The following is an 18,940-nucleotide window of genomic DNA, read 5'->3' as shown; positions in this document are numbered from 1 at the left end:
GGGCCCGGGCCGCCGCAGCCGTCCGCGCCCGGGCACGGGCTGCGCAGGCGGCGCGTGCGGCAGCCGTGGCCGAAGCCGCAGCGGACGTCCGGCGCTGGGCCGGCGCTTCCCTGGAGGCTGCCGCAGCGGAACGCGATGAAGCAGAAGCCGTACGGGCCGAATGGGACTCCGAACTGGCAGCCGTACGGACGGCCAGTGCCGAAGCCACCGCGGAACTGGCCAAACTCACCGACTCGGTTCACCGGGAGGAACTGCTCCGCGCCGAGAAACGGCTGCGGATCGAAGCCCTGGAAACCCGGGCCGTGGAGGAACTCGGCATCACCGCCGACCACCTGGTCGCGGAGTACGGACCGGATCAGCCGGTCCCCGTGCCGGTGGAAGCCAGCGAAGCAGCGGGCAAATGGGCCGCGCTCCACGTTCCCGTGGACGAGGACGGCAACCCGCTCACGGAGGGCGTCCCCTACAACCGTGCCGAGCAGGAGAAGCGGCTCAAACGGGCCGAACGGGACCTGAGCTCGCTGGGCAAGGTCAACCCGCTGGCGCTGGAAGAATTCGCGGCCCTCGAGGAACGCCATCAGTTCCTCAGCACCCAGCTCGAGGACTTGAAGGCCACCCGCAAGGACCTGCTGGACATCATCCGGGAAGTGGACCAGCGGGTGGAAGAGGTCTTCACCGCGGCCTTCCAGGACACGGCCGTTCAGTTCGAGCGGGTCTTTGGCCGGCTGTTCCCCGGCGGCGAGGGACGGCTGGTGCTCACCGACCCCGGGGACATGCTCACCACCGGGATCGAGGTGGAGGCGCGTCCGGCTGGCAAGAAGATCAAGCGGCTCTCACTGCTCTCCGGCGGCGAACGGTCGCTGACCGCCGTCGCGCTGCTGGTGGCGATCTTCAAGGCACGGCCCTCGCCCTTCTACGTGATGGACGAAGTCGAGGCGGCGCTGGATGACACCAACCTGGGCCGGCTCATCACCATCTTCGAAGAGCTGCGCGAATCCAGCCAGCTGATCGTCATCACGCACCAGAAGCGCACCATGGAGGTGGCCGATGCGCTGTACGGGGTATCGATGCGCGGCGACGGCGTCTCTGCGGTGATCAGCCAGCGGCTGGACAAGACGGCCGTCTGACCCGGTCCCGGTGACCTGCGGGACGCGGCTGGCTGTCCCCGCCGCGGCTAGCGCGCGTAGCGGGCGGTGAAGTTCCGCAGGATCAGCGGAGGATCGGTGACTTCCTGGAAGCGGATGGAGTCCATCACGGCATCGGCTTCTTCCGGCGGAAAATACCCGGCGTTGCGGTAAACCGAAATGCGGGTCAGCAGCCCGGCCACGTCCAGCTCGGGATGGAACTGCGTGGCATACAGGTTCGAACGGACCCGGAACATCTGCACCGGGCAGCCGGGGGAGCCGGCCAGGTTGACGGCGTGCGCCGGGAGTTTGGAAACGGCTTCCTTGTGGCCCACAAACGCAGCGAAGGTGCTGGGGAGGCCCTCCAGCAGCGGGTCCCGGCGGCCCTCGGCAGTGAGGGACACGGGGACCGCCGCGATGGCCTCGCCAAACTGCCGGTCAACGACGGCGCCCTGGTGGCGGCCCAGCGTGCCGACTCCATAGCAGGCGCCGAGGAACGGGAAGTCCCGGGCTACCACAGTGTCCAGCAGGGCCCCGAGTTCCTTCTCCACGCGCAGCTGCAGGGAAGATTTGGTTTCCTCCGGGTCGGAGGAGTTGAAGGGACTGCCGCCCACAATGATCCCGCTGTAGCGGTCCAGGTCAATCGCCGGCAGGGGAGCGGCTTCCACCCGGACCCGGTGCAGCTGGGCGGGGAGCAGGCCGCCGAATCTCAGATAGGACTCATACTCCTCCTCGGCGGCACCGTCTTCGGCACGCGAGGCCAGCAGCAGGAAGGGCTTCATTCCTCGATGGTAGTTGGCGTTCCGCGGGTCCGCTTCACCCGCATCTGCGGTGCCAGGGATTCGCGGGCACCGAGCCAGACGACCAGCGCCACGGCAGCGATCGCGCCGGTCACCGCGAAGGCCCAGGTATACCCGAGCCGGTCGGCCAGCACACCGGCGAGGATGGGCCCAATGATGGCACCGGTATCGGAGGACATCTGGAAGGTGGCCAGGACCTTGCCGCCGCTGCGGCCGGAGCCAACGACGTCGGCCACCGCCGCCTGCTGTGCGGGGTTCAGCAGGCCGGTGCCGATTCCGGCAATCCCGGAGACGATCAGGAAAACCGGTACGGAACCGGAGAAACCGATCGCGGCAGTGGCTGCGGCGTTGATGGCCAGGCCCGTGATGACCAGCGGTTTACGTCCCCAGCTGTCCGCCAGCCGGCCGGAGAAGGTCAGGGCAAGGGCAGTGCCGGCGGCGAAGGCGGTCAGGGAGATGCCGGCGATTTCCGGGCCGGCGGACAGCACTGCTGCCGCGAACAGCGGCAGCAGTGAGTTCCGGACGCCGAAGGAGGACCAGCCGTTGGCGAAGCTGGAGACCAGGGCGGCGCGGTAGGCGGAATCGGAGAGCGCCTCGCGGACGGTCAGGTTGGCGGGAGCCGGGGCGGCGTCCGGGGCTGGCCTGGTGCCCTTGGCATCCCGGAGCAGGAACGCCACCAGGGCGGCGGTGATCAGCAGTGCAGCCGCGTAGACCAGGAACGGCACCCGGAGCCCGAAGCCGGCCAGCAGCCCGCCCAGCAGCGGTCCGCCGATGTTGCCGAGCAGGAAGGACGAGGCATACGCTCCCGAGATCCGTCCCCGGATGGCAGGCGGGGCCAGGCGGATGATCAGGGCCATCGCCGAAATCGTGAACATGGTGGAGCCAATGCCGCCCAGGCCGCGGAAGATCAGCAGCTGCCAGTAGTTTTCGGCGAACGCGCACGCCGCGGTGGAGAGGGCCACGATCAGCAGCCCCATCACGTAGACCGGGCGCTCGCCGAGTTTCTCCAGCAGGGCTCCGCCCGCCGGGGCGAAGACCAGCCGGGTAAAGGCGAAGGCACTGACGACCACCGAGGACGCGGCCACGCCCACATTGAAGCTCTGGGCAAACTGCGGCAGGACCGGCGCCACCAGGCCGAAGCCCAGGGCGATGAGGAACGCAGCAGCGATAAGAACTTTGATTTCGCGGGGGATCGGAATCCGGGGAGAACGCACCATGATGTTCTGATTCTCGCAGAGTCCCCGGCGGTTCCGCCCGGTGGGGACGGCGGTGCGTGCACCGGCAGCTGCGGGTGCCCCGCAGCTGTGGCGTATGACATGCTGGAAAGCGTGAATGAGACTCTTTCGATAGTGATCTATGTGGTCATCGGGCTTGCCGTGATCGGCTCGGTCGCGGCGCTGCTGGTGCGCACCCGCCGCATGCCCAAGGGCACATACCCCACGACCCGCGACGCCGACGACCAGCCTGGCGGCAGCACCGCCGTCCTGGACCGCCCCGGAACGGCCGAGCCCGGGACGGATACCGCCGTCACCGTCCCCGACGACCTGCGGGACCTCGAGGAAGCTCCGGCCGAGCCCCAGGCCCCGGCGCTGGAGACCCCCGAACCCGTTCAGGGCCGGCTGGCCCGGCTGCGGGCCCGGCTCTCAAAGTCCAACAACGCCCTGGGCAAGGCCCTGCTGGCACTGCTTTCCAGCGACAAGATCGACGAGGACGTCTGGGAGGAAATCGAGGAGACCCTGCTGCTGGCAGACCTCGGTACCGAACCCACCATGGAACTGGTGGACGCCCTGCGCGAACGCGTCCGGATTTCCGGCAGCCGTGACCCCCAAGAGGTCCGTGCCATGCTGCGCGAAGAGCTGATCAAGCTGGTGGACCCCACGATGGACCGCTCCCTGGCCGTGGACCGGCATGCGGACAAGCCCTCCATCGTCATGGTGGTCGGTGTCAACGGCGTCGGCAAGACCACCACGGTCGGCAAGCTGGCCCGTGTGCTTGTCGCCGAGGATAAGGACGTGATTCTGGGGGCTGCGGATACCTTCCGTGCCGCAGCGGCCGAACAGCTGGCCACCTGGGGTCAGCGCGTGGGCGTGCCCACCGTGCGCTCCGACGTCGACGGCGCCGATCCCGCGTCCGTTGCCTTTGAAGCCGTGAAGGCCGGAATCGACGGCGAAGTGGACACCGTCCTGATCGATACCGCCGGGCGCCTGCAGAACAAGGTGGGTCTGATGGACGAGCTTGGCAAGGTCAAGCGCGTGATTGAAAAGCAGGCCGAGGTGGACGAGGTCCTCCTGGTCCTGGACGCCACCACCGGCCAGAACGGGCTGACCCAGGCGAAGGTCTTTGCCGAGGTCGTGAACATCACCGGCATTGTGCTGACCAAGCTGGACGGAACCGCCAAGGGCGGGATCGTCGTCGCCATCCAGCGCACCCTCGGGGTACCGGTCAAGCTGGTGGGACTGGGCGAAGGCCCGGATGACCTGGCACCGTTCGACGCCGAGGAGTTCGTGGACGCGCTGCTCTCCTGAGTGCCCCGCAACGTAAAAAGCTCCCCGCACCGGATCGGTGCGGGGAGCTTTTTTGGTGCCAGGGGCGCCGGGGTTCGGGCTCCTGGTGGAACTACCGCTGGAACGTGAAGTTCAGGATGGTTACCGTGCCGGCGGTCAGGACGAATTCCTGGGTTTCGGAACCGTAGGCAAACCCAGGGAGGGTGAGCCGCTCGCTGACCGGGACGGCCTCGGCGCGCTGGCCGTCGATCAGGGTGCTGTCCTCGGCGGCGAAGGAAGACCCCGTCAGCTGGGTCATCGCGGCGGTGAGCGGACGGGCGGGCAGCTTCAGGCTGACGCTCATCTGTGCATCGGTTTCCGGATTATTGGCGTTGACCAGGACCACGCTGATACTGCCGTCGGCGTGATGCACGGCGTAGGAGTGGCTGATGCCGCCGCCGGCTTCCTCGACCTTCAGGAAGTCGCCGGGCTGCATCTCGGCGATCATTGACAGGCCGAAGAAGTTTGCCCGCTCGTCCACGGTTCCGTCCGGCTGCAGGTACTGCCCGCCGGTGCAGATGGCGGACATGGGCGGTCCGCCTGTGCAGGTGATGAGTGAGCTGTGGAAGCTCAGGCGGCTGACGCCCAGCTGGGCGCCGCTGATGGCGTAGTCGGCGGCCCAGAGCGCTGATGCGTGGGTCTTCGTGGTCTCATTCGAGCCGGGGCACGCAGAAACGCCGGTCTCGGTGATCCAGGTTTCCAGGCCGGCTGCGTTGGCAGGGTCCAGGGCAGCGCCGCGGTACCGGTCGGCATGGTCATGGATGTTCTGGCTCATCAGGTTCGCCAGGACGGGCGCCCCTCCCGGGTCCTTCGCCGCATCACAGCTGGAGAGCGGATAGTGGTGGAAGGAGAAGATCTTTTCCTGCGGCAGTTCGACCTTTGCGAAGGGCTCCCACCATGACTGGGAGTACACGCCGGGGCCAACAATCTTGACGTTCGGTGCGGCGTCGTACATTGCCTGTGCGTAGGCCTTCAGCTCTGTGAGGTAATCCTCGACGGTCCAGTCGGGCTCACGCAGTCCGTTGCTCGCGTACCCGTTGGGCTCGTTGCCAACGGTGACGCCCACGAGCCGCTCACCGAAGATGCGGGAGGCATGGGCGGTCATGTCCGCAGCACGTGCTGGATCGTAGTTGCCCAGGTCCACGGTCAGGTTGATGGTGGCATCCAGCGCAACCAGAAGGGTATTGACCCGCTCCAGATCCGCGGGGGTCACAGCCCGGACGGGATGGGCTTTGTCCCCGGTGAGGTTGCCCGGGACCGGTTCGTTGGCCGAGGTCCAGAAGAAGCGCCTGTCCACGGCATTGCCGCCGAACCGCAGCAGCGGATTACCCAGCCCGCTGAGGGACTGCACCATCTCGGCGTTGTCCCCGGACATGGCTGGATCGGCCAGGTCCGTGGCTTCCAGGGAGAGCCCAACAAGCCCGGCGGGCAGCGATGTGCCGGTCGTGGTTTCGCCCACAGTCAGGGCCAGCGGCTCCACTGCAGTCAGGGGAGATCCCTCGGGTGGCCCGATCTGGCTGTAGTAGGCGAACGCGGGTTCCGGCGGGAGCGGGGTTTCCTCGGCCACGGCTGTGGCCTCCGGCTCCACCAGGGCCGGTGCCGGCGAATCATTGAGGAGCAGCGGAATGCTGATTCCTGCTGCGGCCAGGAGGACCGCCGCGGTTCCGGCGGCTATCCACTTCCCCCTGCTTGGGCGGGCTGGCCTTTGGTGCCGGCGGCTGGGCAGGTCCTGGTTGTCTTCTCCAGGGGTCGAAGTCCGTCCGGGCAAGGGCGGGTTGTCAGGCATGGGGGATATTCCTCCGGGGGTAGTGAGACTCAGGGAACATCCTAGCCGTGGCCTGCACACAAGCCCCGGGACGCCGCACCGGCCCGGATCCGGCGTCGGGAAATCTCCCGGAAACCTGTCCGTCACTGCCCTTTTACCCGGCAGCCCGCTTTGTAATCTGCCGGTAATAGATCCGGCCGAATGCCGAAACCTCGCCCCGGCAGAGTTCTCTGTGCGGGAGATGCCCGCGGAACGTGGAAGGACGTGGAGATGGATCTGTCAGCAGGTCACGTCTGGGTGATGGTATCGGCGGCCCTGGTGCTGCTCATGACCCCCGGAGTGGCATTCTTTTACGGCGGCATGACCCGCGCCAAAGCGGCACTGAACATGATGATGATGAGCTTCGTATCGATCGGGCTGGTCGGCGTCGTCTGGGTGCTCTGGGGGTTCTCGATGACGGGCGGCGAGGGCGTCGCGGGCCTCTTCGGCAGCCCCTTCGCGTCCTTCGGCCTTGAGGACCTGATTGGCACCGAGGACATGATCAGCGCCGGGTTCGGGGCAACGTTCGCCATCATCACCGTCGCCCTGATCAGCGGTGCCATCGCAGACCGCGCGAAGTTCAGCGCCTGGGCCGTCTTCGTTCCGGTCTGGGTCACCCTTGTCTACTGCCCGCTGGCCTTTATGGTCTGGGGCGGCGGCCTGCTCGGGGCCGAGGGCGCCATCGGCTCGGTGGTCGGGGAAGCCATTGACTTCGCCGGCGGCACGGTCGTGCACATCAACGCCGGTGTCGCGGCCCTGGTCCTGGCCCTGATCATCGGCAAGCGCCGCGGCTTTGGAACCGATCCCAGCCACCGCCCGCACAATATTCCGTTTGTGATGCTCGGCGCTGCCCTGCTGTGGTTCGGCTGGTTCGGTTTCAACGGCGGTGCCGCCGGGACTGCGGAGGAAGCCGGCCTGATCTGGGTCAACACGCTCGCAGCACCTGCAGCCGCCATGGTCGGCTGGCTGATCACCGAACGCATCCGCGACGGCCGCCCCACCTCCCTGGGCGCAGCCTCGGGCATCGTGGCCGGCCTGGTGGCCATCACCCCCGCCTGTGCCAGCGTCAGCCCGGTCGGCGCACTCGGGCTCGGCCTGGTGGCCGGCATCGTCTCGGCGCTCGCCGTCGGACTGAAGTACAAGCTCGGCTATGACGATTCCCTGGATGTTGTGGGTGTGCATCTGGTCGCCGGACTGATCGGAACCGTGGCCCTGGGCTTCATCGCCCTGCCGGTCGACGGCGTTGGCGGCGGCCTGTTCTACGGCGGCGGATTGGCCCAGCTCGGCGCCCAGATCGTGGCGACAGTGGTGGCAATCATCTTCTCGGCCGTGATGACCCTGATCATCGGCCTGGCGATCCACAAGACCATCGGCTTCCGGGTCTCCGAGGAGCAGGAACTCAACGGCGTCGACCTCAGCGAACACGCTGAGACCGCCTATGAACTCGGCGGAGTAGGCGTAGGCGGCTCGTTCCGCCCGGTCGCCGAAACCGCACCCGCAGCCACCAAGGAGAGCGTCAACTCATGAAACTCGTAACCGCAATCGTCCGGCCGGAGAAGTTCGACTCAATCCGCGGCGCCCTGGAAAGCTACGGCGTCCAGGGACTGACGGTCAGCCAGGCCAACGGCTACGGCCGGCAGCGGGGCCACACCGAGGTCTACCGCGGCGCTGAATACACCGTGGACCTGCTGCCCAAGATCCGGGTTGAGGTCCTGGCCGCCAACGAATGGGTCAATGACATCGTGGACGTCCTGGTTTCCACCGCCAACACCGGCCGTGCCGGTGACGGCAAGGTGTGGGTCACCAACGTCGAGGAGGCGCTGCGCGTCCGCACCGGTGAGCGGGGCGACTCCGCGCTGTAGTTTCCACCCCAGGGCATCTCAGGAAAGGAACCGCCCGGCTGCCATCCAGCCGGGCGGTTCCTGCATTTGCAGGGAGATGACCGTGAAGGGCCGCGGTGTGCCGGAACCCTTCCTGCGGCCGGGGGGCCAGATGGGAACCCAGCGGCAAATACCCACCGGCGCTTGGTACCCTTAACAGCTGGGCCTGGCAAACATGGCGAACTACCCGATGAAAGAAGTGCGCAGCGCGTGTTCAATTCACTGTCTGACCGGTTGACTTCCACGTTCAAGAACCTGCGTGGCAAGGGGAGGCTGAGCGAGGCCGACGTTGATGCCACAGTGCGGGAAATCCGCCGTGCGCTCCTGGACGCCGACGTCGCCGTCCCCGTGGTCCGCAGTTTCACCGCTTCGGTCAAGGAACGTGCCCTCGGCTCCGAGGTGTCCCAGGCCCTGAACCCGGGCCAGCAGGTCGTCAAGATCGTCAACGAGGAACTTGTTGGCATCCTGGGCGGACAGACCCGCCGCCTCACCTTCGCGAAGAACCCCCCAACCGTCATCATGCTCGCGGGCCTCCAGGGCGCCGGTAAGACGACGCTGGCCGGCAAGCTGTCCCGCTACCTCAAGGACCAGGGCCACAGCCCGCTGCTGGTCGCCGCCGACCTCCAGCGTCCCAACGCAGTGAAGCAGCTGCAGGTCAACGGAGAACGCGCCGGCGTTCCGGTCTACGCACCGCACCCCGGCGTGAGCTCCGAGTTTGAGGCAGCAACCGGGGATCCGGTCGCCGTCGCCCGCCAGGGTGTCGAAGAAGCCCGGACCAAGCTGCACGACATCGTTATTGTGGACACCGCCGGACGCCTGGGCGTTGACGCGGAACTGATGCAGCAGGCAGCAGACATCCGCGCGGCGATCACTCCGGACGAAGTCCTCTTTGTCATTGACGCGATGATCGGGCAGGACGCCGTCGCCACCGCGCAGGCGTTCAACGAGGGTGTGAACTTCACCGGCGTGGTCCTGACAAAGCTCGACGGCGATGCCCGCGGCGGTGCCGCGCTGTCCGTGGCCTCGATTACCGGCAAACCCGTGATGTTCGCGTCCACCGGTGAAGGCCTGAAGGACTTCGAGGTCTTCCACCCGGACCGCATGGCCAGCCGCATCCTGGACATGGGCGACATCCTGACGCTCATCGAGCAGGCGGAGAAGTCCTGGGACAAGGACGAAGCCGCCCGTATGGCGAAGAAATTCGCCGATCAGGAGGACTTCACCCTCGACGACTTCCTGGCCCAGATGCAGCAGCTGCGCAACATGGGCTCGATGAAGAAGATGCTGATGATGATGCCCGGCGCAGCCGGCATGCGTGAGCAGCTGGAGAACTTCGACGAGCGCGAAATCGACCGGGTGGAAGCAATCGTCCGCTCCATGACCCCGCATGAGCGGGTCGCCCCGAAGATCATTAATGGCTCCCGGCGCGCCCGGATTGCCCGTGGTTCCGGTGTCCACGTCTCCGAGGTCAACGGCCTGCTGGAACGCTTCGCCCAGGCCCAGAAGATGATGAAGAAGATGGCTGCCGGCGGAGGCATCCCCGGTATGCCCGGTGTGGCCGGCCCGGGTGGTTTCAGCGGTGGACGCAAAAAGCAGCAGGCCGCCAAGGGTAAGAAAAAGGCCCGCTCGGGCAACCCGGCCAAGGCCGCCCAGGAACTCGCCGAGGCGGAGGCCCGGCGTGCCGGTGCCCGCAAATCGCTGCCGTCCGGTGCGGCCTTCGGCCAGCAGGGCGACGACTTCGATCCCTCGTCGCTGAACCTGCCCAAGGGCTTCGAGAAGTTCCTCGGGAAGTAAAACACCCGGCAGCTGCCTGCAGAGGCGCTGGCAATTGACCCGGCACCGGATAGGCTTCTGCGAATTCACGCGGTAACTATCCGGTGCGGAGGCCAGCTTGGCAGGACAGGGACTCACACGCTTCTACGGCAGCGTCTTCCGCCGCAGGATAGACAGCTCGGTCCTGATCCGCGACGGTTCCGGCGCTGTTCTGGTGGTGCGGGACGGCGAGGGCCCCTGGGCACTGCCCGGCGGGGTGGTCAAAGCCGGCGAGGACCCGAGGTCCGCTGCGGCCCGGAAGGCATCGGCGGTCCTCGGAGACCGGGTCACGTCCGGACGGATGCTTGTTTTCGACTGTTCCGTGGCACCGGCACCTGCTGACGGAGCGCTGGCGTTTGTCTATGACGGCGGCTCGGTCGCTGCTGCCACCCGTGAGTTCCGTGCCGCGGGCGGCTCCGTGCAGGCCCGGTTTCTTTCCGTCGCCGACTGCGTGATCCTGCTCGAACCGCCGGAGGTGGCCCGTCTGGCTGCCGGGCTGAGCGCCTTGGAACTGCAGGACGTGGCAGAACTGGTGGACGGGCAGCCGGTCACTGCGGCAATCTCCCACCGGGCGGAAGCGCCGGCTATGATGCCGCGCCTGCCGGAAGTGTCCCACCTGCTGGGTTAAGCCGCGTCGCCCCTGCGGCGATACGCTGTTTGGATGGCTCAGCAACGCGTTGTCTTCGTGCATGGTGCCGGCCGCGTTGGCGCCGCGGCCTGGCCCCGGCAGCATGCCCTGGCCGGAAGGTATGACTGCCTGTTCCTGCGCCGTCACGGCTACCGGCCGGACCTGCCTCCGGCCCCCACCGATCACCGGGCCGACGCCGGTGCCGTCCTGGCCGCGCTCGGCGCCGGCGGCCATGTCGTCGCGCATGCCGAAGGCGCTATTTCCGCCATGATGGCTGCGGTTGAGGCCCCGGACCGCGTCTGGTCCCTCACCCTGTGTGAGCCTGCCGTTTTTTCCCTGACCCGCGATCTTCCGGCCACTTCGGCACACCGGAGCCATCTGGCAGCGCTTTTCGGCAACGCCCGGCACCTGAGCGACGGCGACTATGCTGCCGAATACCGCCGCCTGGTGTTTTCCGCTGAAGCTGCCCGGGCCCCCGGGGGAGATCCGTATGCTGCAGCACGGCAGCGGATGCAGTCACCGCCCTGGGAAGCGCCGCTGGAGATAGTTCCGGGCGTCCCAACCCTCGTCCTGACCGGAGAGTGGGAACCGTTGTATGAAGAAGTTGCGGGTTTCCTTGCATCCACCGGTGCCGAACACCGGGTGGTCGGAGGCAACCACAGGCCGCAGGACACCGAACCGGGACAGGACGCCATCACTGGATTCCTCCGCCGCAATCAGCCAGCCACGGCGGCCGGCTGATGCCCGTGCCCAGAACGGCAACGGAGGCCGACCTTGCCCTGCTTCCCGCGCTTGAGGCAGCCTCGGATACCCTGCTTGCCTCAGCGCCCGGCGTCCGCGGCAGCGAGCTGCACAGGCTGCCTCCACCGGCTGGTATCGCGGAACTCGCGGCCGCCCGGCAGCTCCTGGTCATCGGCGAACCGATAGCGGGATTCGCCAGGATCGAGGAGGTGGAAGGGTTCGCCCATCTGGAGCAGCTGTCCGTCCACCCCGACGCTGCCGGCGCGGGGCTTGGACGGCTGCTGGTCAACGCTGCCCTTGCCTGGGCGCGGACCCATGGCTATCCGGGAATGACCCTGTGCACCTTTGCGGAGGTGCCCTTTAACGCGCCGTTCTACCGCAGCTGTGGATTTGACGTCATTGAACCGCTGGGGGAGCTCGCCCAGCTGCGCCGGCACGAGGCGGAGCTGGGATTGGACGAGGCCGGGCGCCGGGTAGCCATGCGTGTCCGCTTCTGACTTCGGAAAGGTCCGGCCACTTGGAATTACCTGAAGCTTCAAGTAATATTGATTGCATGAACCTTCAAGTAAATTCTGCGGACCTTTTGCCGGCTGACCTGTCCATGGGGACGGTCATGCTCAAGGTGGGGGATCTGCCCACCATGGCCGCCTACTATCAGGGGGCTCTCGGGCTTGAGGTGGTCGCAGAAGCCGACGGCGGACTTTTCCTCGGTCGCGGCACGGTTCCCGTGGTGCATCTGGCTCCGGCGGCGGGGCTGCAGGTCGCGGCGCGCGGGGAAGCGGGCCTGTTCCACACCGCGGTCCTTTTTGAAACCCAGGCGGACCTCGCCGCGACTGTGGCACTGGCCGCGCAGTACGACCCGGCAGCCTACGTTGGCAGCGCTGACCATCTGGTCAGTGAAGCCTTCTACTTCACCGACCCGGAAGGGAACGGCATTGAGCTCTACTGGGACCGTCCGCGTGAAAGCTGGGACTGGGACCAGGATGTGAACGGCAGGACCGTCAGGATGGCCTCCCTGGCGCTGCCGCCCCAGGACTACTTCCGGAAGCATCTCTCCCAGGCGGCGGTCGACGGAGTGTCGGAGGCCGGAGCCGGCGTCGGCCACGTGCACCTCCAGGTAGGCGACACCGCCACTGCCGCCGCGTTCTATGTCGACACCCTCGGATTCGAGCGGACCGCAGATTTCCACGGCCAGGCACTTTTTGTCTCGGCCGGCGGATACCACCACCACATGGCCATGAACGTCTGGAACAGCCGGGGTGCCGGACCCCGGCGCGACACCCTGGGACTTGGCGAGGTGCTCATCACCGTGCCCGGCCAGGACGCCGTCGGGGCCCTCGCAGACCGGCTGAAATCCGCCGGAATCGGCAGCCACCACACCGGCGCCGAACTGCGCTTCGAGGATCCCTGGCGCAACCGCATCCGGATTGCGGCGGCCTAACCGGGCGCCAGGCGGGCCCGGCGGTCTCGCGAGTCGCGAAAGATGGTCCCGTCTGGCACAATGGACAGGTACTCGATCTGCGCGGCCCCTCTCTCCGTGCAGTATCTTGTCCTTTTGAACCCCAACGTTATGGCCCGCCCCACGGGAGCAGAAGTACGGGTTCGCCCCATTTCAGATCAGGAGTGACCACAAAAGTGGCCGTAAAGATTCGCCTTAAGCGCCTTGGCAAGAAGTTCTCAGCACACTACCGCGTTGTTGTCATGGATTCCCGTGCCAAGCGCGATGGCCGTGCCATCGAGGAAATCGGACTGTACCGTCCGACCGAGGAACCGTCGTACATCGACATCAAGTCCGACCGTGCGCAGTACTGGCTCGGCGTCGGCGCGCAGCCGACCGAGCAGGTTGCAGCACTGCTGAAGATCACCGGTGACTGGCAGAAGTTCAAGAACATCGAAGGCCAGGAAGGTACCCTGCGTACCAAGGCCCCGAAGGAAGCCTTCGTGGCTCCCGAAAAGAAGTCAGTGATCGTCCCCGAGGCAATCACCCCGAAGGCCAAGAAGGAAGAGGCTGCAGCCGCTTCCACTGAGGCTGAGGCTGAGTAGATTGCTGGCTGAAGCGCTGGAGCACCTCGTCCGTGGAATCGTTGACTCCCCTGAGGACGTCAAGGTTTCCGCCAAGAACAACCGCCGCGGGGAAACCCTCGAGGTCCGTGTTCACCAGGAAGATCTCGGCCGGGTCATCGGCCGCCAGGGCCGAACCGCCCGCGCTCTGCGCACGGTGATGTCCGCTCTGGCCGGCAGCGACCAGGTCCGTGTCGACGTCGTCGACACAGACCGCCGCCGCTGACGCACCAGCAATTCAAGCAGTTCTTAGCATCCGGCCCCGGCACCAGATAATGGTGAAGGGGCCGGATGTTTTTTCGGCACCGGCCCCTTTTGGCCGGGCCTTTCGATCCAAGGAGAATCCATGCAGTTGCAGGTGGCACGAATCGGCAAGCCTCACGGCATTCGGGGTGAAGTGACCGTCCAGGTGCTGACCGATGCACCTGAGGACCGGTTTGTCCCCGGTGCTGTCCTCACCGTTGAACCGGCGGCCAAGGGGCCGCTGACGGTGATCAGCGCACGCTGGAACAAGGACATCCTGCTGTTGGGCTTCGAAGAGGTTGAAGACCGCAACGGAGCCGAGGAGCTGCGCGGCGTGAAGCTGTTCATCGACACGGATGAAGCCGACGCCGACGACGAAGGCGAGGGCTGGTACGAGCACGAACTGGTGGGTCTGAAGGCAAAGGTGGGAAACGACGTCGTTGGTACCGTCACCGCGCTGCGCACCCTGACGGTGCAGGACCTGCTGATCATTGAGGACACTGCGGGGCGTGAGGTCCTGGTTCCGTTCGTGGAAGCCATCGTCCCGGAAGTGAACACCGAAGACGGTTATGTGCTGCTGACACCGCCGGCCGGCCTGTTTGAGCTGAACCTGCCGGAGGCAGACAAGGGCGGGGCTGGGCGCTAAGTGCGTATTGACGTCTTCTCGATTTTCCCGGAGTACCTCGCCGCACTGGACCTGTCCCTGATCGGGAAGGCGCGGCAGGACGGGCTGCTCGATGTGCGGGTCCAGGACCTGCGCGGTTTCACCACCGACCGGCACCGCACCGTGGACGACACCCCCTACGGCGGCGGGGCCGGGATGGTCATGAAGCCCGAACCGTGGGCCGAGGCGCTGTCCACGGCCCTCAGCGGTGGCCCGGCAGGAGAGCCGGGCGGCGGGCTGGCAGGCGGCGGGGGACGGCCCACACTGATCGTTCCCTCACCTGCAGGGGAAGTGTTTACCCAGGCCACTGCCTACGAGCTGGCAGAGAAGCAGCAGCTAGTCTTCGCCTGCGGCCGGTACGAGGGCATCGACGAACGGGTCCTGGAATGGGCCGGGGAACATTTCGACGTCCGCCCCATGAGCCTGGGCGACTACGTGCTGAACGGGGGAGAGGTTGCCGTGCTGGCCATGGTGGAGGCCATCGGCCGCCTGGTGCCCGGCGTCGTCGGCAATCCGGAGTCGCTGGTGGAGGAATCGCACTCCGACGGTCTGCTCGAGTATCCGGTCTACACCAAGCCCTCCCTGTGGCGGGACCGGCCTATCCCGGAAGTCCTGCTCAGTGGCAACCACGCGAAGATCGCCCGGTTCCGGCGCGACGAGCAGCTGCGGCGCACCTCCGAACGCCGGCCGGACCTGATTGCGAAGCTGGACCCGGCCACGCTGGACAAGGCAGACCGCGCGGCACTGGCGGCACTGGGCTGGACCGTGACGGCGGAGGCTGTGCTGCCCCGGTAGTCCAGTGGTTGGTCGGCTCTGCCGGGGTGTGGCAGAATGGATAGTTGTGTCATCTGGGTCCGCACCTGCCACAGGGGGAGCGAGGCTAACAGCAAGACACACCGGCAGCCGATTCCCGGACAGCCGGTTTCTTTAGCTTCGGCGGTATTTGTGTGCTTACGGGCACATCCTTGCCGCCGTGACCAAAGTGGATGACCTGTGGCGTTCACCAGGAGTGATAAACAATGCACATCCTAGATTCTGTTGATGCAGCTTCGCTGCGTTCAGACATCCCCGAGTTCCGCGCCGGTGACACGGTCAAGGTTCACGTAAACATCGTTGAAGGCAAGAACACCCGTGTTCAGGTCTTCCAGGGCTTCGTTATGAAGCGCCAGGGCGACGGCCTCCGCGAGACCTTCACGGTCCGCAAGGTCAGCTTCGGTGTCGGCGTGGAGCGTACCTTCCCGGTGCACTCCCCGGTCCTCGACAAGGTAGAGATTGTCACCCGCGGTGACGTCCGCCGTGCCAAGCTGTACTACATGCGCGACCTGCGCGGCAAGGCTGCCAAGATCAAGGAAAAGCGCGACTTCCGTCCCGCCAAGTAATTTTCTTGTCTGACACATCCGCAGACGGGGCCACGCCCCGGAAGCACACGAAACGCCGGTCCATTGCGGGCTGGCGTTTCGTGCTCTGTGCCCTTGCCGCCGCCGTCGTGCTGGGCGGGCTGGTCCGCGCTTTCGTTGTTGACGTCTACTACATTCCCTCGGGCTCCATGGAGCCGCTGCTGGAACCGGGGGACCGGGTCCTGGTCTCCCGCACCGAGTACCGCACCGGCGAAATCCAGCGCGGAGACATCGTCGTTTTTGACGGCCGCGGTTCGCTGGCGCCCCTGCACAGTTCAGATCCGGCCCTGACGCAGGCCGTGAAGCAGGCCGGGCAGTGGCTGGGGCTCACCGGCAGCGACACCGTCTACGTCAAGCGGGTCATCGGCGTCGCCGGGGACCGGATTGCCTGCTGCACCGACGGGGATTCCCGGATCACGGTGAACGGCCAACCGGTGGACGAGCCGTATCTCTACCCGGGGGATGCTGCCAGCGAACAGGCGTTCGATGTGGTGGTGCCCGAAGGCAGGCTGTGGCTTATGGGGGACCACCGGTCGGAGTCAGCGGACTCCCGGTCCCTGCTGGGGGCGCCCGGCGGCGGACTCATCCCGGAGGAACGGGTGATTGGCCGCGCCCAGCAAATCCTATGGCCATTCGAAAGAAGCACAGAGATTCAACGGCTAGAGTTGGATTCTGTATGGAATTCAGCGGAATAAGAGGACAGCACATGGCGCAGGACTTCCCGGACGATCCCCAGGACGGGAACGCGGCCTCCGGCGAAGCGCGCTCCCACGCCGCCCATTCTGCCGGGCAGGACGGCAAAGGCAGCAAGAACCGGGGCTTCGGCGCGTGGCTGCGCGAGGTTGCCACGATCATTGTCATCGCGTTGCTGCTGTCCTTCCTGATCAAGACCTTCCTCTTCCGGGCGTTCTTCATCCCTTCGGGATCAATGGAGGAAACCCTGGAGATTGACGACAGGATCTTCGTGAACCTGCTGGTCCCGGAGCCCTTTGACCTGGAACGCGGCGACGTTATTGTCTTCAAGGACACCCAGGCGTGGCTGCCGCCCACACAAAACGGCGGCGGGAACTTCATCCAGGACGCCCTGACCTTCGTCGGCCTGCTCCCGGACGAGTCCGAACAGCACCTGGTCAAGCGGGTAATCGGCATGCCCGGCGACCACGTGGTGTGCTGCAACGCGGACGGCAAAATCACGATCAACGGCGAGGCCATCGACGAGCCGTACCTGTACCCCGGAGCACTTCCCTCCGAGACTCCGTTCGACGTGGTGGTTCCGGACGGCAAGGTGTGGGTCATGGGTGACCACCGCAATGCCTCGGCCGACTCCCGCGAACACCAGAACGGTGAAAACGGCGGGTTCATCAACATCTCCGACATTGAGGGCAAGGCATCCGTCATCGCCTGGCCGCTGGGCCGGGCCGGCTTCATTGGCAGCTATCCCGAAGTCTTTGAGAATGTGCCCGATCCGGCCGGCGCCGCGGTTGCACCGTGACCGCTGAGCTCCAGGCAAAACGGCGTGCTCCGGCAGGCGCCACGGCGGCTGCCGGTCCAAGTGCCCCTCGTGCGGCGCGGCCAAAGACCGCAGGAGCGAAAGCTCCGACCCTCCGTTTTGAGCGCACCTTCGCCGCACTGGGACACCGGGTCCTCGCCGGATGCGACGAGGTGGGACGCGGTGCGCTGGCCGGGCCCGTCAGTGTGGGCCTGGTGGCGGTGCAGCTGGACTCCGTCCGCTCGCTCAAGGGTGTGAAGGACAGCAAACTGCTGTCCGCCGCCGACCGCGAAACCCTGGTGCCGCTGATCAAGAAGTGGTGTCCGGCCTGGGGCGTCGGCCATGCCAGCGCCGCGGAAATCGATCTCCTCGGGCTGATGGGCGCGCTGCGCCTGGCCGGGACGCGCGCCTGGACCCAGGTCCGCGGGACGCTGACTCCCGACGTCGTCCTCCTGGACGGCAATCACAACTGGCTTTCACCGGCGGTCCAGGCCAGCCTGTTCGACGACGTCGAGGAGGAAGATGAGTCTGCCTGCCTGGCCCCTGTCCACACCCGGATCAAAGCGGATATGACCTGTCTCAGCGTGGCAGCCGCGTCGGTCCTGGCCAAGGTGGAACGCGATGCACTCATGACCGAATACGCTGCACTGCATCCGCAGTACGGCTGGGAGATCAACAAGGGTTACGCCACCGGGGCGCACCGGGCGGCCATCGACCTGCTCGGTCCCTCACCGCTGCACCGCCTCTCCTGGCGGCTGGGTTCGGCGCGATCCGATGACGATGGGCCCGCTGCGGGCCCGCTTGGGGGATGATGGTGGCATGAGCGCAGAGGATCTTGAGAACTACGAGACGGATATGGAGCTGCAGCTCTACCGCGAATACCGTGATGTCGTGGGGCTGTTCAGCTACGTCGTCGAGACCGAACGGCGCTTCTACCTGGCGAACCATGTGGATCTGCAGGCACGCTCGGCCGATGGCGAAATCTACTTCGACCTCACACTGCAGGACGCGTGGGTGTGGGATGTTTACCGCTCGGCACGGTTCGTCAAAAGCGTGCGGGTGATTACGTTCAAGGACGTCAACGTTGAGGAACTGACCCGCAACGACGACCTCACGCTGCCCAAACCGGACGACCTGAACTAGGGCTGCCGGGACGCACCGTCTGGTGGCGTGGCCTGGGGAACCACCGGAAGCAGCCGGAGGCAGTCAGACCACAGGATCCTGGGTGTCCGCGGCGCGGCCGCGTCCAGCTCGGAAAACCAGGCATCGACCATCTCCCCGCGGTGGGCGAGCATCCGGGGGACCGTCACCGGCAGCGGGAAACCGCTGCGCCAGACAGGCTTGTAGCTGCCGATGTTCCCGACGTTGGACGTCCAGTTGACCCGCTCCCACCCGAGGGAATCGAAGGCATAGGCGACGGCCAGCCGCACCGCCCGGCTCATCAGCCCCTGGCCGCGGAACTCCGGTGCCGTCACGAACCCCAGGCCCCCGGTCCCTGCACCCTGCCAGCGCAGGTCGATGCTGCCCGCGTACCTGCCGTCCTGCTCCAGGGCCCAGGCAATCTTGTCCTCCTGCGGCACCCCGACGGCGAAGACATAGTTCAGCGCCATCTCCCGGCTGTAATCCAGCGGCACCGTGGTCCATTCGACAGTCAGGGGATCCCTGGACCGCTGCAGCACAGCGTCAGCATCCGCCTCCACATGGGGCCGCAGCAGAAGCGATTCGTCCTGCAGCCGCGGGATTTCCAGCACCATTTT

The 18,940-nt window shown here is 66.4% G+C and carries 22 protein-coding genes; 18 read left to right on the top strand and 4 right to left on the bottom strand.

The window, feature by feature from the left end; all coding sequences use genetic code 11:
• On the top strand, positions 1-1,124 hold a 1,124-nt coding region (locus AL3_RS16435), incomplete at its 5' end, for an AAA family ATPase (protein WP_157075273.1).
• A 47-nt stretch (positions 1,125-1,171) separates the two neighbouring features.
• Here AL3_RS16435 and AL3_RS16430 read toward each other — a convergent pair.
• Positions 1,172-1,903, bottom strand: coding sequence for a glutamine amidotransferase (locus AL3_RS16430; protein ID WP_066303078.1), 732 nt, complete (start codon positions 1,901-1,903; stop codon positions 1,172-1,174).
• The gene (locus AL3_RS16425; RefSeq protein WP_066303076.1) at positions 1,900-3,138 is read right to left on the bottom strand and encodes an MFS transporter; all 1,239 of its coding nucleotides are present in this window, start codon (positions 3,136-3,138) and stop codon (positions 1,900-1,902) included. Before AL3_RS16425 ends, AL3_RS16430 begins: the two co-directional genes overlap by 4 nt.
• A 111-nt stretch (positions 3,139-3,249) precedes the next feature.
• On the opposite strand from AL3_RS16425, the gene ftsY reads away from it, so the two are divergent.
• Positions 3,250-4,446, top strand: a complete 1,197-nt coding sequence (gene ftsY, locus AL3_RS16420; protein ID WP_066303100.1) for a signal recognition particle-docking protein FtsY — start codon at positions 3,250-3,252, stop codon at positions 4,444-4,446.
• A 91-nt stretch (positions 4,447-4,537) separates the two neighbouring features.
• Here the strand turns inward: ftsY and AL3_RS16415 are convergent, their stop codons facing one another.
• Entirely contained in the window at positions 4,538-6,250 is a 1,713-nt protein-coding gene (locus AL3_RS16415) for a hypothetical protein (RefSeq protein ID WP_083521839.1), read from the bottom strand.
• A 249-nt stretch (positions 6,251-6,499) separates the two neighbouring features.
• Between AL3_RS16415 and AL3_RS16410 the strand changes: the two genes are divergently transcribed.
• The 16 genes from AL3_RS16410 (at position 6,500) to AL3_RS16335 (ending at position 18,326) form a co-directional block, all read left to right on the top strand.
• Positions 6,500-7,795 carry an ammonium transporter gene (locus AL3_RS16410; RefSeq protein ID WP_066303075.1) on the top strand — a complete coding sequence of 432 codons (1,296 nt, stop codon included), beginning with the start codon at positions 6,500-6,502 and terminating at the stop codon, positions 7,793-7,795.
• Entirely contained in the window at positions 7,792-8,130 is a 339-nt protein-coding gene (locus AL3_RS16405; RefSeq protein WP_066303074.1) for a P-II family nitrogen regulator, read from the top strand. The genes AL3_RS16410 and AL3_RS16405 overlap by 4 nt, the downstream gene beginning before the upstream one ends.
• A gap of 228 nt (positions 8,131-8,358) precedes the next feature.
• A complete protein-coding gene (ffh, locus tag AL3_RS16400) occupies positions 8,359-9,942 on the top strand; it encodes a signal recognition particle protein (RefSeq protein WP_066303072.1) in 1,584 nt (527 codons plus the stop codon).
• A gap of 97 nt (positions 9,943-10,039) precedes the next feature.
• Positions 10,040-10,588, top strand: coding sequence for an NUDIX domain-containing protein (locus AL3_RS16395; protein WP_066303070.1), 549 nt, complete (start codon positions 10,040-10,042; stop codon positions 10,586-10,588).
• A gap of 33 nt (positions 10,589-10,621) precedes the next feature.
• Complete coding sequence (locus AL3_RS16390; protein ID WP_066303068.1) at positions 10,622-11,329, top strand: alpha/beta fold hydrolase; 708 nt, start codon at positions 10,622-10,624, stop codon at positions 11,327-11,329.
• A gap of 5 nt (positions 11,330-11,334) precedes the next feature.
• Positions 11,335-11,826 carry a GNAT family N-acetyltransferase gene (locus AL3_RS16385; RefSeq protein WP_205054116.1) on the top strand — a complete coding sequence of 164 codons (492 nt, stop codon included), beginning with the start codon at positions 11,335-11,337 and terminating at the stop codon, positions 11,824-11,826.
• 56 nt (positions 11,827-11,882) lie between these two features.
• The gene (locus tag AL3_RS16380; RefSeq protein WP_066303063.1) at positions 11,883-12,770 is read left to right on the top strand and encodes a VOC family protein; all 888 of its coding nucleotides are present in this window, start codon (positions 11,883-11,885) and stop codon (positions 12,768-12,770) included.
• Positions 12,771-12,964: 194 nt separating this feature from the next.
• Positions 12,965-13,372: a 30S ribosomal protein S16 gene (gene rpsP / locus AL3_RS16375; protein WP_066303060.1), complete on the top strand. Its 408-nt coding sequence runs from the start codon at positions 12,965-12,967 to the stop codon at positions 13,370-13,372.
• 1 nt (position 13,373) lies between these two features.
• Complete coding sequence (locus AL3_RS16370; RefSeq protein ID WP_066303058.1) at positions 13,374-13,616, top strand: RNA-binding protein; 243 nt, start codon at positions 13,374-13,376, stop codon at positions 13,614-13,616.
• 120 nt (positions 13,617-13,736) lie between these two features.
• Positions 13,737-14,279, top strand: coding sequence for a ribosome maturation factor RimM (gene rimM, locus AL3_RS16365; protein WP_066303056.1), 543 nt, complete (start codon positions 13,737-13,739; stop codon positions 14,277-14,279).
• The gene (gene trmD / locus AL3_RS16360; RefSeq protein ID WP_066303054.1) at positions 14,280-15,092 is read left to right on the top strand and encodes a tRNA (guanosine(37)-N1)-methyltransferase TrmD; all 813 of its coding nucleotides are present in this window, start codon (positions 14,280-14,282) and stop codon (positions 15,090-15,092) included.
• A 224-nt stretch (positions 15,093-15,316) separates the two neighbouring features.
• Positions 15,317-15,676 carry a 50S ribosomal protein L19 gene (rplS, locus tag AL3_RS16355; protein WP_066303052.1) on the top strand — a complete coding sequence of 120 codons (360 nt, stop codon included), beginning with the start codon at positions 15,317-15,319 and terminating at the stop codon, positions 15,674-15,676.
• Between the two features lie 62 nt (positions 15,677-15,738).
• Positions 15,739-16,389 carry a signal peptidase I gene (lepB, locus tag AL3_RS16350; protein WP_066303096.1) on the top strand — a complete coding sequence of 217 codons (651 nt, stop codon included), beginning with the start codon at positions 15,739-15,741 and terminating at the stop codon, positions 16,387-16,389.
• An 11-nt stretch (positions 16,390-16,400) separates the two neighbouring features.
• On the top strand, positions 16,401-17,186 hold the full coding sequence (gene lepB / locus AL3_RS16345; protein ID WP_246168609.1) for a signal peptidase I: 786 nt from the start codon (positions 16,401-16,403) through the stop codon (positions 17,184-17,186).
• Entirely contained in the window at positions 17,183-17,995 is an 813-nt protein-coding gene (gene rnhB / locus AL3_RS16340) for a ribonuclease HII (RefSeq protein WP_083521836.1), read from the top strand. Before lepB (AL3_RS16345) ends, rnhB begins: the two co-directional genes overlap by 4 nt.
• Positions 17,996-18,002: 7 nt before the next feature.
• Entirely contained in the window at positions 18,003-18,326 is a 324-nt protein-coding gene (locus tag AL3_RS16335; RefSeq protein WP_066303048.1) for a DUF2469 domain-containing protein, read from the top strand.
• On the opposite strand, the gene AL3_RS16330 is transcribed toward AL3_RS16335, so the two are convergent.
• Entirely contained in the window at positions 18,323-18,937 is a 615-nt protein-coding gene (locus AL3_RS16330; protein WP_066303045.1) for a GNAT family N-acetyltransferase, read from the bottom strand. The two genes, AL3_RS16335 and AL3_RS16330, sit on opposite strands and share 4 nt — an antisense overlap.
• Between the last annotated feature and the right edge of the window lie 3 nt (positions 18,938-18,940).

It is taken from the genome of Arthrobacter luteolus NBRC 107841 (genome assembly GCF_001552075.1).
GTDB classification, from domain to species: Bacteria; Actinomycetota; Actinomycetes; order Actinomycetales; family Micrococcaceae; genus Arthrobacter_B; species Arthrobacter_B luteolus.
This window is presented reverse-complemented; position numbering and strand designations above follow the sequence as displayed.